We start from the raw sequence: 13395 nt of genomic DNA, 5'->3' as shown, positions 1-13395 counted from the left end.
GCTTTGCAAGAAGCGCGCGGGTATAGTACCGATCAATTTTTCATAATTCAATCGCTGCGTGCAGAGTAATTCCTTTTAAATCCGTGCGCTACCCCTCGAATCGCCTCTGGCAGCGGGCCGGAAGCGGCCTTTGCATCGATCGGAATGCGCAAGTTTTACTGGCTTCTCGGCACGTTGCCCGCGCAACGGAAAAAATTTCCGGCGGCCCGATGCCGCGCGTGCGTGCTTAATAGTTGAACAGCTGATCGGGCGGGCATTCGCGGCGAACGCGGAAATACCCGGCAGATTTGACAGGGAGTTAAAGGCGGCAAGCCGGAAACAAGATGAGAAGATCGCCCATGATTCGCTTTGCGCTGCCGGTGATTGCCTGCGCACTCCTGGCCGGATGCGCGGCCGCGCCGCTGCTCGGCTCCGCCGCGAGCGCCGTGATGCAGGCCGCCGGCGTCGGCAAGCCCGAACTGCCGGATGCCCAGAAGCCGCCGCGCAACATCGGGCTGACGCTCGCCGCGGCGCCCAATCTCAATGCCGCGAACGATCGCAAGCCGCTCGCGCTGGTGGTGCGGCTCTACGCGTTGAAGGACCCGACTTCGTTCCAGCAAGCACCATTCGACGCATTTACCGATCCGGCGAAGGAAAAAGCGGCACTCGGCGCGGATCTGCTGAACGTGCGTGAAATCACGCTGATTCCGGGGCAGCGTTATACGGCGACCGAAAAGGTGTCGCGCGAAGCGCAGGCATTCGGCATCGTCGCGCTGTTCCGCGACCCGGCAATCCAGCGATGGAAACTGACGTTCGACCCGGCGAAGTCGGAGAAATCCGGCATAATCATCGGCCTGCATAATTGCGCGATGACGGTCACCGATGGCTCCGTCATCGCACCGCAACAAGGTGCGCCTTCGCAACCGCTGAATTTGCTTTCGTCGGTCACCTGCGGTTAAACATGACGCACGAGTGTCAATTAACAAGAGTTAACAAATTGGCGATTAATTCGGGCACGACCAAATCGATTAGATCGCAACGCTACATTAACCGGATTTGACATGAGTTATTCGGCCAAGGTGCTGTGGGGGGAAGGGCTGTTCCTCCGGCCTCAACACTTCCAGCGGCAGGACGCCTACCACGAGGCGCGCCTGTTCGAGTCCATCCAGGCGATCCAGCCGTACAACTGGGGCGTGCGCTCCGTGCGCATCGACCGCGATGCGCTCGGCAGCAACGTGCTGCGCGTGGCCGAGCTCGCGCTCGTGTTTCCGGACGGTGCGCTGTATGCCGCGCCGCAGGCCGACGACCTGCCGCCGCCGATCGCGCTCGACACGCTGCCCGACGGGATCAATGAGTTCGTGTTCTATCTCGCGCTGCACCCGCTGCGCGAGAACGGCACCAACTACAGCGACGATCCGGCCGCCGGCTTCATGACGCGTTTCGTCAGCGAGCAGACGAGCGTCGCCGACAACTTCACCGATGCCGCCGAAGCCGACATCACGTTCCTCAAGACGCAGGTCAAGCTGATCGCGCACAGCGAGCCGCGCGACCAGCTGCTGTCGGTGCCGCTCGTGCGCGTGCGCCGCACCGCGACGTCCGGCTTCGAGATCGACGACAGCTTCGTGCCGCCGTGCCTCGCGATCGAAGCGTCGCCGATCCTGCATCAGCGGCTGCGCCAGCTCATCGACGCGCTGCAGGCGAAGGTCAACGCGCTGTACGGCTTTCACCGCGAGCCGTCGAAGAACATCATCGAATTCCGCTCGGGCGACATCGCGTCGTTCTGGCTGCTGCACACGGCGAACGCCGCGTTCGCGACGCTCGCGCACCTGCACCAGCACGCGGCGCTGCATCCGGAGCGGCTGTTCCAGGAACTGCTGCGCCTCGCCGGCCAGCTGATGACGTTTTCGAAAGGCTATACGCTCGCCGATCTGCCCGTGTATCGCCACGACGATCCGGGGCCGAGCTTCGCGCGTCTCGATTTGATGCTGCGCGAGCTGCTCGACACCGTGATCTCGACGCGCTACTTCGCGATCACGCTCGACGAGGTGCGCCCGTCGTTCCACCTGGGCCGCCTCGATTCGGGGAAGATCGACGACAAGACCGAGTTCTACCTGGCCGTATCGGCGGACATGCCGAACGTCGAGCTCATCGACGCCGTGCCCGCACGCTTCAAGGTCGGCGCGCCGGATGACGTCGACAAGCTCGTGCTGTCGGCCATGCCCGGCGTGCGGCTGTCGTACATGCCGCAGGTGCCGCCCGCGATTCCGGTGCGGCCCGGTGCGTGCTATTTCCAGCTCGATTCGCGCGGCGCGCTGTACGAGCGCATGCTGCAGGCCCAGTCCGCGATGATCTACGCGCCGACTGGCATCAATGACCTGAAATTCGAACTGATCGCGGTCACATCATGAGCTACGCGCCCTCCCTGTTCGGCGACAACACGCCGGCTCCGTTGCACACCCCGGCGTCGACCGACGCCGCGTTCCAGGCTCGTTCGCTGCTCGATCTGCTGTACGACGGGTTCTTCATGCTGTTCCTGCTCAAGAACGGCCGCGAGCCCGATAGCGCGAGCGAGTTCAGCACGAAGATCCAGGAATTCCTGTCGGACTTCGAGCGCGGCGCGAAGAAGCTGAACATCCCGGCCGAGGACGTGTATGGCGCGAAGTTCGCGTATTGCGCGGCGGTCGATGAAATGGTGTTGTCGTCGCAATTCAAGATCCGCACCGACTGGGAGCGCCGGCCGCTGCAGCTCGTGCTGTTCGGCGAGCAGCTCGCGGGGGAGAAGTTCTTCCAGTATCTCGAGGAATGCCGCGCGCAGGGCGCGGCGCGGCTGCAGTCGCTGGAGGTGTTTCACATGTGCCTGCTGCTCGGGTTCCAGGGCAAGTATCTGCTCGAGGGGCCGGAGAAGCTCGCGTATCTCACCGCACGGCTGGGGGACGAGATTGCGCACATGAAGGGCAAGCGCGCGGCGTTCGCGCCGCATTGGCCGCTGCCGGATCAGATCTCGCACCGGTTGAAGCGCGAGGTGCCGGTTTGGGCGATCGGCGCGGTGTTCGCGCTCGTGGCCCTGCTCGGGTATCTCGGGCTCAATACTTATCTGAAGGACAAGACGCTGCAGGCGCTGGCGCCTTATTCGCAGGTGATCAAGGTCGGGCCGGAGTCGGCGAATTTGACGATTTCGTTGCCTTGAGCGGCGTGGAGTCGTTTTAACGCTACTGCTGCTTCGTGGAAAGGGACCGCCCGGCGGTCCTTTTTTGCTGTGGCGTGCGGGATAAGCCGTCAGAGCAGAATGAACTCGTCGTTTTCGACGTAGTACACGAACGCGTCGAACAATTGCGCGATGCTCGGTTCGTCGACCTGGTCGTGCGCGTTGATGACGATGTCTTCGATCGTCGTGCTGTTCAGTGTTACGCGCCAGCCGGGCGGGACTGCAGCATCCGATACTGCGCCGTCTTTCACGTCTTCGAAGAAGACACCGCTCGTGTCGGGCGTCCATGGCGTCGGTGGTAGGCAGAGCCGCCCGGTGAAGTCACCGGGATGTTCGAAAACGTGTTTCAACGACACTTCGGTCGCGGTGATAGTCGACATGGGGTAAGGCGGTGGTAACTAAGGGAAATGTAACGGGCTGGTGGACGCACATGCGTTGTAGCGCCCGCGTCAGCGAGCCGCGATTGTGCCAAATAGCGCATGCATAAGGTTGGCCGGCGGCTATCTTCGCCACGTCTTCGACTCATCACCAGGATACCGGGAAGGCGCGAGCCAAGCATGGCGCGCGGCCGCCTCCGGCCGCCATCTAGCCATGCTCGACAATCCGATACTCGTCGGGCTTCACCCACGATACCGAACGATAAGGCGCCGTGACTGCCCCGTTTTCCCGGTAATGCTCGACGAGCTCCTGCGGACTCCAGTCTCGGCCGGCCAAAAAGAGTGCGTTGAGCTCCATCAGCATTCTCACGAGATGCTGGCGGTCCGCATCGTCGGAAATTTGGCGTATCCACTGATCCCCCTGTTTATGGAATCCAGCGGTCTGCAACTTCGAAACGTGCGCAGGCACATCGGAAAGGACAACACACCTGTTGCCCGCAATATCGATCACGACGGTTTCATTTTTCGGGATCGGCATCATTTTCTTACCCTCGCGCTCACGTGCGTCTTCACGTAGTGATCGTCTGCGCGTTTGAGCCGCATTGGCCGCTGCCGGATCAGACCTCGCACGGTTGAAGCGCGAGGTGCCGGTTTGGGCGATCGGGGCGGCGTTCGCGCTCACAGCCCCGTTCGCGAACAATGCTGGCGGGTTTGGCTCAAGTTAGCACTCGCTCAAAAATCTTTTAAGCGAGCCCGATTGCATCAACTTCTAGCCGGCCAAAATTCTAGCAATGCCCTCAAGCTCATCAACAGAAAAATCACTCGTCGCCTCAATGCAGACTCCGTAAGACGAGTCAAATTTCACATTAAACTTCCTGCCTTTATACCTGCAACATAAAACGTCAGCCTCCGGTAGACGAGCGACTTTTTCGAGGACAATTCCACTCCTCCCCGAGCACAAAGCGCCGCAGACGCTATCGAAATCCAGAGTATCCAGATCTCTCGAATTGAACTCTCGCATCGCTAAGTACCCTATCGCAATCAAGATCTCTGCTCGTCAGGCTAATACCGGCTCGGATCGCTCGCCGGGGAATTCTTGCATCATGCATGCCGCCTCCACAAAACGCCAGAGCATGCATAGCGAACTGATTCATGCCGGCCTTCCACGCACGAGCAGCGCTTTTTCAAATTCGCATGTATCGTCGCCGATGTTCGCGTCGACCATCGCGACGATAGCTAGATACTGCAGACCAATTCGCGTAACCTGAACCATAGCTGATGGCATTGTGCCCACAACGTCTTCCGATACATTAGATCCATTGATCCTCAATGCAGCCGTAGAGGAACTGACGCGAGCGACTCACATTCAAGTACCCGGTCGGCGCTAACGCCGCCGTGTTGCAAGCACGCATCTTCATACGCAACATACTCGCCGTCAGATTGCGAAACGAGCAAACCGTCGATCTTCCCAAAATCGGCATCGGGAGGGATATCAACCGCAAAGAGAGAAAGCCCCCGAGTGACGGAACATTGTGCTCCGAGCGACTTCAGATCCGAAATGATTGATGCTTTGGTGTCGGGATCCTCGGCAAAAACTCGCAGCGTTGAATGTCCTCCCCGTGCAATCACGGAAGTTGCAAACAGTTCCCCATCGACATCCTCTACTGCTATCGTGTCCCCTTTGCTCACACCACATACGTAATATGGCACATTATCAATAACACAAGACAAATCGCCAGAAAATATCCCCCAGAGTGATTCATACTCCATTTGAGGATATCCATCCTCGTCCTTCTTCAATCGAAAAATCACCTTCTTAAGATCTTGCATATTTCACCCTCAATTGTCACACGGCGTACGCCCCAAACGATTAAGTTTCTTGAAATTATCCTTTACCCTATCCCACAATCGTCTATTACACTTGCGACACAGAACCTGCGTATTTGCCTCATCATTTGCTCCACCCAGGACGTCCGGTTCAATATGATCAAATTGACGCTCATTTGTTGGTGGAGTGACCCCTCGTTGACTCTTCTTTCCTGGAACGACTTCGACTCCGCAACATTCACAGGTTCCTTTTCCGAAGAATTCTTGATTTTCTTTCGCAACTTTATCCTTAACGGATTTCGGAATACGAGCCAAACCAAGGGGATCAATCCACTCGACTGGATTCGGAGCGTATTGATAAACATTGACACCCCCATAAAGTCCGATAGGATCCTCTGAAGTGAATCGCCCGGTTACTGGATCGTAATATCGATATCGGTTATAAGCGAGCCCCGTCTCCTCATCAACCTGCTGCCCCTGAAACCGCAACGGATTCCTCGCCACGATCCCCGCCGCCTTTGACGCCCGCGCAATGACGTCGCGCGCTTCACCCCACGCCTTATACGACGCCTCCCACACGACATCGCCGTCATCGTCCGTCAGCAACTGCGGCGTACCGATCTGATCGCAGTGGTAATAGAACACCGCCGCATCACCGCGCCGCTCCGGCAGCTTCTGCAGCGGATCTTCTTCCGGCACATAGCGGTCGGTACTCTTCCACTCCGGCGTCGAGATTCCCTCGACCGGCTCCGCCACATACTGCGCCAGCGGCACGAACGTCCCCGGCTCGTACAGATAATGCGTGCCGCGCTCGCCGTCACTCTCGTACGCCAGCGTGTCACCGTCCCACCCGAAGACCGTGCGCTCGCCGTCCACCTCTTTGGCAATCCGCCGGCCGAACGCATCATAGAAATACCGCGCCCGGCTCTGCCGCGACGTCTCCGCAACCCGCGCGGACATCAAGCGATTGAACTCGTCCCACTCGTATTCCTGCTCGCCGGCCGGCGTGCGCTTGCGCACCAGATTCCCGCGCGCGTCGTACTCGAAGTGCATCCCCGCATACGCCTTCAGCAGGTTGCCGAGCACCTTCGGCACCTCAATCGGCAACGTGCTGTCCGGCCGCACCGGGCTCGGACGCGAAGCCGGCGTTTCCGTGGTCCGCACCGGGTCGATGATGTTGCTCGCAGGATCGAACGCAAACCGTTCCTTCGCGACCGGGCTGATCGCCTCGATCAGTCTCCCGACCGGATCGTATCGATAGTCGATCCCGCCTTTGCGACTGTCCTCGATTCGCGACAACTGCCCCGCCGCGTCATAGCGATACCGCCGCTCGGCAAGCGGCGCCGGCGATGTCGCTCGTTGAATCGTCTGCTGCAGCACGCGCCCGGCCGGATCGTAATGCGTGCGTTGCCCGACCTTGCTCGACAGCACACGCACCGTCTCGCGATGAAGATCGTCGCGCTCAAACTGCACACGCTCGTCGCCATCGAGCAGCATCCCGTGCACATGCCCCGAGCCATACATGAGCCAATCGACCACATGCCCGTCCGGCCGCACCGTTCTTCGCCGGTTGCCGAGTTCGTCGTACTCGTGATGCCAGACGTAGCTGCGCCGCTCGCCAAACAGATCGTACGCGTGATGTTCGCGCACCAGGTTGCCGACCGGATCGAAGAAGAACTGCACGCGGCTGTAACGGTTCACCGCGTCGATCAGCTTGCCACTCGGGTCGTAGGCGAACCGTTCCTCGCTTTGCCCGGCAACACGCTTCATCAACCGGCCGTTCGCATCGACGTCGATCGCCGTTACGCAGCCGGCTTCATCTACCGAAACGAGGCTGCCGGTCTCCTTGTCGTACTGATAGCGCGTCGACTTGCCGTCGAAGCCGACTTCCTCGATCAGCCGCCCGGCCGGATCGTAATGGAACTGGTACGTCGCAAAGTTCGCGTCGGTGAGCGCACTCAGGCGGCCGAGACGGTCATACCGATACGCGAGCGTCTGCCCGAGCGCATCCGCGCGACTCGCGATTCGGCCGACGGCGTCATAGCCGTATCGCGTCGACCGGTTCAGTTGATCGGTATGCCGTAACAACCGGCCTTCAGCGTCGTATTGCACCTGCTCGACGCCGGCCGGCGAGCGAATCTCCGTCAGCTGCCCGTTCGGGCCGTAACGATAAGCGACCATGCCGCCCGACGCATCCTTGCTCTCGATCAAGCGACCGATGTCGTCGTAACGCCACTCGGTCTTCTTGCCCGAGCAATCCGTATAGCTCGTGAGCTGCCCGGCGTCGCTGTATTCAAGGGCCTTCGAGCCGCCCTTCGCATCGGTGATCTGCGTCGGCAAACCCTTGCCGTTGTAGCCGTACTTCGTCGCGTGCCCGAGCGGATCGATTTCTTCGACGAGATTGCCGGCATCGTCGTACTTGCGCTCCCACACGTTCCCGTTCGGGTCGACGAGCCGGATCATCTGATCCTTGTCGTCGTATGCCATCTCGACGATGCTGCCGTCGGCGCGTTCATGCTGAACCAGATTGCCGCGTGCGTCGTAATCCCGACGCTCGATGCTGCCGTCCTGACGGATATGCAGAACCAGATTGTGATGCGCATCGCGACGGAACCACTCCTGATTGCCGTCCGGATGGATGATCCGGTACACGTAACCGTGGATATTGAAGTAGTAACGCGTCATCTGGCCGAGCGCGTCGGTCACGTAGGTCAGACGGATATTCGGATGCCATGCGAGCCGGAGATCGAGGCTGCCGTCATCCGCGTATTCGCGTATGCATTTGGCATCCGCGTTGTCTTCGGCATCCGCGCCATCCCATTCGAGCGTCATACCGCGGCCGGTACGATCGGTATAGCGCGTCACAAGGTGGCGGTGATATTGATACGTCCGCGCATTGCCGTGGCGATCGACTGCACGTACGAGATCGCCGTTCGCGTCGTACTCGTAGCTCGCCAGCGCGCGGCGTGCGCCATCCTCCAGCACATGCTCGATCAGCACGATCCGACCATGCTTGTCATGCTCGAACGCCAGCACGTTACCGCTCGCGTCGATCAAGCGCGCAAGCCGATCGAGCGCATCGTAGTCGCACGTAATCGTGTTGCCGGCGCGATCCTTTTGCATCGCGAACCGGAACGCATCTCCACGGCGCTCGTACACGTGCAGTTCATCGTGGCCGTACGCGACCGTCACCCACGTATCGTCGAGTCGCGACAGCGTCAGGTTTTCCGATAGGTCGTCGTGCACAGCACCGACAGCGAGTGCCGGATAATCGATGCTGCGCCCCTCGGCATCGCGAAAGATCCACTGACCGTTCTTCACGTCGATGCGTGTCGTATAAGGCGTGATCCATCGCGCACCCAGTTCGCCATTGTCATAGGCCGACAACCGGGAGCGATAAGTCCGCCCCCACACGAGCGGCAGCGCGCCCGGCAGGTCGAAATCCACATGCGAGAACGTTTCGTCGCCGAACGCGAAATCGATGGAAGCCGGCGACGCGCCGACGCCGCAAGCCTTGCACCTGCTCTTTCCCGCGCCTTCGGCCGGTGCTTGCGCGTCGGTTTTCTCGAGCCCGTCCTGACCGCGCGTCTTCTTCGCCTGGCTCTTCCCGGCCGCCTTGACGTCGGCACTCTGCTCATGAAGCTTCGAGCGTGCTTTGACGCGCCCAACGGCCTCGATCAACTGCAACACGAGCCACATCATCTTGCCTTCTTCGCTGCCGGCAAGCGCACGGATCGACGTCGCGATCTTCGGCGCTTCGGTCCGCAAGAACGTCACCGTGCCGCGAAACGGTTCGAGCCACGCATCCGGTGCGAGCTTCGCCACCGTGCCCGCCGTCTTGTTGACCACCTTCTTGCCGAGCGCCTTGGTGCCTTCATATGCGAACTGGATGCCGTCGCCGACACGGCTCGGGCTATACCACGGCCGGTTGTCCGCCATCTTCTTCGCAAGCTGCTCCTGGCGCTTCAAATTCGCGTTGGCGTCAAAGAGTTGCCCATGCAACGCCTTGTCCATGCCCGTCGCCAGCGCGAGCATGAGCTCCTCGGATTTGGACGCGCAGCCGTCCAGCAGCTCGACGAGGCCGGCCTTCAGCTTGTTGAGAAAATCTTCGATCTCCGTCGCGCACGTCGCATTGATGTGCGTGACCAGCACGGAGATGATCGCGGCACCCAGGTTGTTGCGCGTGGCCAGCAATTCGTGACGGACGAGCGCGAGCAGCGGGCGCGCCGACATACGGAACGGTGCGAGCGTCGGCGGAAGCGGAATGATGCCGAGCAGGTTGATGGCGAGACTCATGTAGTCGAGCACCTGCCCGCCGCGCTTCTCGACAATCTCGGCAATATCGCCGAGCGCGTCGACCATCGCCATGATGTTGCCGACGATCGGCACCGCGCCGGCAAACGTCTTCACATCCTCGAACGTGATGTGATTGCCGCTGATGCGGCGCAACCATGCGTCGAAGCGGTTGCCGACCGCCGCCACGTCCTTCGGCGAAACATCACTGAGCCAGGTAACGGCCTGTTCCTTCTCGGCGCCCGGCGGAAGTTGTTGTGCCATGTCGTTCTTCGTTCAATTCGTTTTTTTTTCAAGACGGCTGACAAGCCGCCCTCTCAGGATTTCAGCGGTCCGCCAAACCCGCTCGTCGGCAGTTTCATGCCCGTCGCACCCGCCGCCGACGCCACCGTCGCAGTGCCCTTGCCCGCAATTCCCGCGACGCCGGGCAACGCACCCTGCAGCGCACCGGACGCCGCATTCGCAGCCGGCGCGGCGAGCGCTGCAAGGCCGCCCTGCCGTGCGGCCTGCACCATCCCGGCCACCTGCTTCGCAGCGCTGCCCAGGCTCGAAGCCGTCTGCAGCGCGGAAACGGCGCCTGCCCCACCGAGCGCACTCGCGGCAGCCGGCAACGCGGAACTCGCGAGACCGCCGAGCGCCGCGCCGGCGCCGCCACCGCTCACGAGGCCCAACGCCGCCGTGGTCGCAGCGGGCGCCATTCCCCGGAGCTGGCTGGCAAGCTGCCCGCTCGCCGCTGCCTGCGCCGCCTCCGGCGACGGCGCGACCGGCTCTGCTGGCCACTTCGCCTGCTTGAAATAGTTCGCCGGCTGATCCGACTCGCGCGGGTCCTTGCCGAATTCGACGCGCACCGCGCCCGGCGGCAAACCGCTCACGACGGTGTGACCGCTGCTGTCGAGCGCGCCTTTTTTCAGCACGGCGCCGTTCACGTCTCTCACCGTGAACAGCCCGCCCTTCACCGCCTCGCCATTCACGTACTTGTGAAACAGCTCCAACTGCCCCGGCTGATCCGGCCGCGGGCTCGGCAACGGATACCCCATGCTCGCCGGCCCCGCGAACGTATGCGACGCGCCCTTTACATCCACCGCGCCCGGCGTATGAATCTCGATGTTGCCGTCCTTGATGCGGATATAGCCGCCGCCGCTCGTCAGCAGAATCCCCTGATCGGCCGCGATCTCGATCCGATCGGTTGCGGACACAACCTTCACCGACTTCTGCGCGGTCACCTCGACGTTGTCCGACTGCGCCTGGATCTCGACCTTGCCCTTGCCCGCGAACAGCTTCATCCCCGCGTTCTGCACGAACAGGCTCAGCTTCTGACCGATGCTGCCGATCAGCGACTTGCCCGTCGCGACGTGCACGCTCTGTCCGCTCGCAACGTTCACGTGATCGTTCGCGACCATGTGCAGCGATTGCTGCGTCGACATCCCGATCCCCGACGGGCTGCCGAACAGCATCACCGGTTCCTTGAACGCATTCGCGCTGCCCGTGCCGCCACCGGCCGTGCGCCCGCCGGATGCGTTGCCTGACGCGCTGTCCTGCGTCGCGTCGGTGAACGCGCGCATCGAGTCCTGCGCATCCTTCAGGCTTTCCGCCTGATGCTGCTCGCTCACGCCCGACATCGCCTCGACGAGACTCTCACCCGTCACGAGCTGTTGCTGCGCTTCCTTCACGTCCAGCGGCTGGCTGTTCGGCGCCTTCGGATGGGTGGTCACGTACAGGCCCTGGCTCGCCCGCACCGCGCCATACGCATCCGAGCGCAGATCGAAGCCGCTGCCGAGATACGACCCGCGCGCATTGCCGTTCTGGTCGATGAGGTAACCGAGATGCAACAGGCTATTCGCGCTGCTGCTCATCAGCTGCACGCGGTTCTGCCCGGTTGCGTCGTCCATCACGAGGTGGTTGTAGCCGCTGCCCGAATACTCCTTCGACCGGTAGCCGGAGAGAATGCCGTCGCTATGCCACTGCGGCTGGTTCGCACCGTTGTACACGCGCCCGACCGCGAGCGGCCGATCGCAATCGCCGCCGACGTAGTCGATCAGCACTTCCTCGCCGATGCGCGGCACATGCACGCCGCCGTAGCCCGCGCCGGTATCCGACTGCACGACGCGCACCCAGCACGACGCGTTCTCGTTGCCCGGGTTCAGGCGATCCCACACGAACTGCACGCGAATCCGGTTCAGCTCGTCGGTATAGACTTCCTCGCCCTGCGGCCCGACGACGATCGCCGTCTCGAGGTGCATCTTCGGCTTCTCGTGGTCGAACGGGCTGCGATACGGCACGCTCACGCGCTGCGCCTCGACTTCGACCAGATAGAAGCCGACCGAGCCGTCGTCGTGCGGCACGCGAAACGCCGGGTCGGCACCGTAGCCCTCCTGCGCCTGCATCAACGCGTCGCGCAGGCTGTACGGGAAATCCGCGCTGCTGCTTGCAACGGGCAGGTTGTTTTCGATCCACCATTCGACGCCGATCGCCGCGAATTCGCGCTGGTCGGCCGGATCGCGATCGTGCTCGGGATGATCCGACAGCGTGAAGCGCCGGCCCGCGTCGATCGCACGCACAGCGCCCGCGCCATGGAAGCGCTTGGCCTGCGATTCCCATTCCTCCATCCGGATCTTCGTCAGATGGTCGCCGCGCGTCTGGTCCAGATACGTGTACGCGCCGGTGTACTCGTACACCTCGAGCTGGTCGGGCAATTCGCCCTGGCCGGCCATCGTCGGCAGCGTCGTGCCCTTCGGATTCGACGGTTGCGAAGGGTTCTTGTAGTCGAACGTGCGCGTCGTGCGCGTCACGCTCTGCAGTGTGCGCGAGCCCGACCATTGCGTGAACCCGTCGGCTTCGCTCGCCGCGCCGCCGCGATAGAAGCGCACCGTTTCCGGCGACAACGGCGCGAATGCCTGCAGGTTGTCAGTGATCACCAGCGTGTGCGACTTGCCGTCGTCGGCCTGCTGCCATGTGCTGTAGAGCCCTTCGCTCTCCATCAGCCGATGCACGAAATGCCAGTCGGTGTCGTGCTGGCGCGTGTATGAGCGGCTCGGCAGCGGCTGCGACAGCGCGAAGCGGAAATGACCGCGCGCCTGCGGATGCTGGTTCAGCACGTCGCTGATGATCTGGTCGACGGTCGTGTCGTTCCAGAGGCGCTGGTCGCGACGAAACTTCAGGAAATGGGGGAAATCGGCGAACGTGAGCTGATAGGTCGTGAGCCCGCCGTCGGCGCCGAGGCGGCGCGCGGTGTGGACGTATCCGTTGATCGGCCGGTAGCTGCGATCGCCCTGCTGGATCCACAACGTCACGGGCTGCGCGATCAGCTTTTTCAGTTCCAGATCGCTGTCGGTCGACAGCACGTCGAGCGTGAATTCGTACGCACGCCCGATGCGCGAACGGCCGACGGCCCGCTGCACGGTCAGCACATTGGCGCCCAACGGCGTATCGAGCTTCAACAGCCGATCCTGCTGAAGCAACCCGCCGCGCAAGGCGGCAACAGTGTTCTGCATGTTCATGGCTACGGCCTTTTCTTCTTTTGACGCGCCCTCGGATGGCGCGCTATGCGATTTCGCTCGCGCGATTTTACAGACAAATTACTGCGCGACTCAGAAAAATGACCTGATTTAAAAGAGTTTTTGGTCGCATATTCCGAACGGTTCGGGGAAGCCGCTCGAACGCGGGTTCGACACGCATCCGCCGTAACGTCGCACTGAATTGCTCGCTCATGGCTCG

General features: G+C 61.8%; 8 protein-coding genes and 1 pseudogene. 4 read left to right on the top strand and 5 right to left on the bottom strand.

The window, feature by feature from the left end:
• Positions 1-338: 338 nt before the first annotated feature.
• From tssJ to icmH, 3 genes are all read left to right on the top strand, one after another.
• Positions 339-938 (top strand): type VI secretion system lipoprotein TssJ, encoded by a 600-nt coding sequence (gene tssJ, locus WS51_RS12730; protein WP_059449791.1) that lies wholly within the window; start codon positions 339-341, stop codon positions 936-938.
• 102 nt (positions 939-1040) lie between these two features.
• Positions 1041-2387, top strand: a complete 1347-nt coding sequence (gene tssK, locus WS51_RS12725) for a type VI secretion system baseplate subunit TssK (RefSeq protein WP_059449792.1) — start codon at positions 1041-1043, stop codon at positions 2385-2387.
• The gene (icmH, locus tag WS51_RS12720) at positions 2384-3166 is read left to right on the top strand and encodes a type IVB secretion system protein IcmH/DotU (RefSeq protein ID WP_059449793.1); all 783 of its coding nucleotides are present in this window, start codon (positions 2384-2386) and stop codon (positions 3164-3166) included. The genes tssK and icmH overlap by 4 nt, the downstream gene beginning before the upstream one ends.
• An 89-nt stretch (positions 3167-3255) precedes the next feature.
• On the opposite strand, the gene WS51_RS12715 is transcribed toward icmH, so the two are convergent.
• Together WS51_RS12715 and WS51_RS12710 are read right to left on the bottom strand one after the other, a co-directional pair.
• A complete protein-coding gene (locus WS51_RS12715; RefSeq protein WP_059771502.1) occupies positions 3256-3564 on the bottom strand; it encodes a DUF7716 domain-containing protein in 309 nt (102 codons plus the stop codon).
• A 205-nt stretch (positions 3565-3769) separates the two neighbouring features.
• Entirely contained in the window at positions 3770-4102 is a 333-nt protein-coding gene (locus tag WS51_RS12710; protein WP_230938209.1) for a hypothetical protein, read from the bottom strand.
• Between the two features lie 47 nt (positions 4103-4149).
• Between WS51_RS12710 and WS51_RS32095 the strand changes: the two are divergent.
• A pseudogene (locus WS51_RS32095) lies at positions 4150-4247 on the top strand (DotU family type IV/VI secretion system protein); the annotation flags it as partial.
• A gap of 640 nt (positions 4248-4887) precedes the next feature.
• On the opposite strand, the gene WS51_RS30920 reads toward WS51_RS32095, so the two are convergent.
• Genes WS51_RS30920 through WS51_RS12700 form a run of 3 tightly spaced genes read right to left on the bottom strand, consistent with a single transcriptional unit; the run spans position 4888 to position 13178 of the window.
• Positions 4888-5391, bottom strand: coding sequence for a DUF4265 domain-containing protein (locus tag WS51_RS30920; protein ID WP_081060115.1), 504 nt, complete (start codon positions 5389-5391; stop codon positions 4888-4890).
• Positions 5392-5400: 9 nt separating this feature from the next.
• Positions 5401-9945 (bottom strand): RHS repeat-associated core domain-containing protein, encoded by a 4545-nt coding sequence (locus WS51_RS12705; RefSeq protein ID WP_167357979.1) that lies wholly within the window; start codon positions 9943-9945, stop codon positions 5401-5403.
• 53 nt (positions 9946-9998) lie between these two features.
• Positions 9999-13178 carry a type VI secretion system Vgr family protein gene (locus tag WS51_RS12700; RefSeq protein WP_069229272.1) on the bottom strand — a complete coding sequence of 1060 codons (3180 nt, stop codon included), beginning with the start codon at positions 13176-13178 and terminating at the stop codon, positions 9999-10001.
• Between the last annotated feature and the right edge of the window lie 217 nt (positions 13179-13395).

This window comes from Burkholderia territorii (assembly GCF_001718335.1).
GTDB classification, from domain to species: Bacteria; Pseudomonadota; Gammaproteobacteria; order Burkholderiales; family Burkholderiaceae; genus Burkholderia; species Burkholderia territorii.
This window is presented reverse-complemented; position numbering and strand designations above follow the sequence as displayed.

Excerpts from the sequence above, each read along its gene's own strand:
- tssJ (WP_059449791.1), top strand. The coding sequence starts at position 339 with ATGATTCGCTTTGCGCTGCCGGTGATTGCCTGCGCACTCCTGGCCGGA.
- tssK (WP_059449792.1), top strand. The coding sequence starts at position 1,041 with ATGAGTTATTCGGCCAAGGTGCTGTGGGGGGAAGGGCTGTTCCTCCGG.
- icmH (WP_059449793.1), top strand. The coding sequence starts at position 2,384 with ATGAGCTACGCGCCCTCCCTGTTCGGCGACAACACGCCGGCTCCGTTG.
- WS51_RS12715 (WP_059771502.1), bottom strand. The coding sequence starts at position 3,564 with ATGTCGACTATCACCGCGACCGAAGTGTCGTTGAAACACGTTTTCGAA.
- WS51_RS12710 (WP_230938209.1), bottom strand. The coding sequence starts at position 4,102 with ATGATGCCGATCCCGAAAAATGAAACCGTCGTGATCGATATTGCGGGC.
- WS51_RS30920 (WP_081060115.1), bottom strand. The coding sequence starts at position 5,391 with ATGCAAGATCTTAAGAAGGTGATTTTTCGATTGAAGAAGGACGAGGAT.
- WS51_RS12705 (WP_167357979.1), bottom strand. The coding sequence starts at position 9,945 with ATGGCACAACAACTTCCGCCGGGCGCCGAGAAGGAACAGGCCGTTACC.
- WS51_RS12700 (WP_069229272.1), bottom strand. The coding sequence starts at position 13,178 with ATGAACATGCAGAACACTGTTGCCGCCTTGCGCGGCGGGTTGCTTCAG.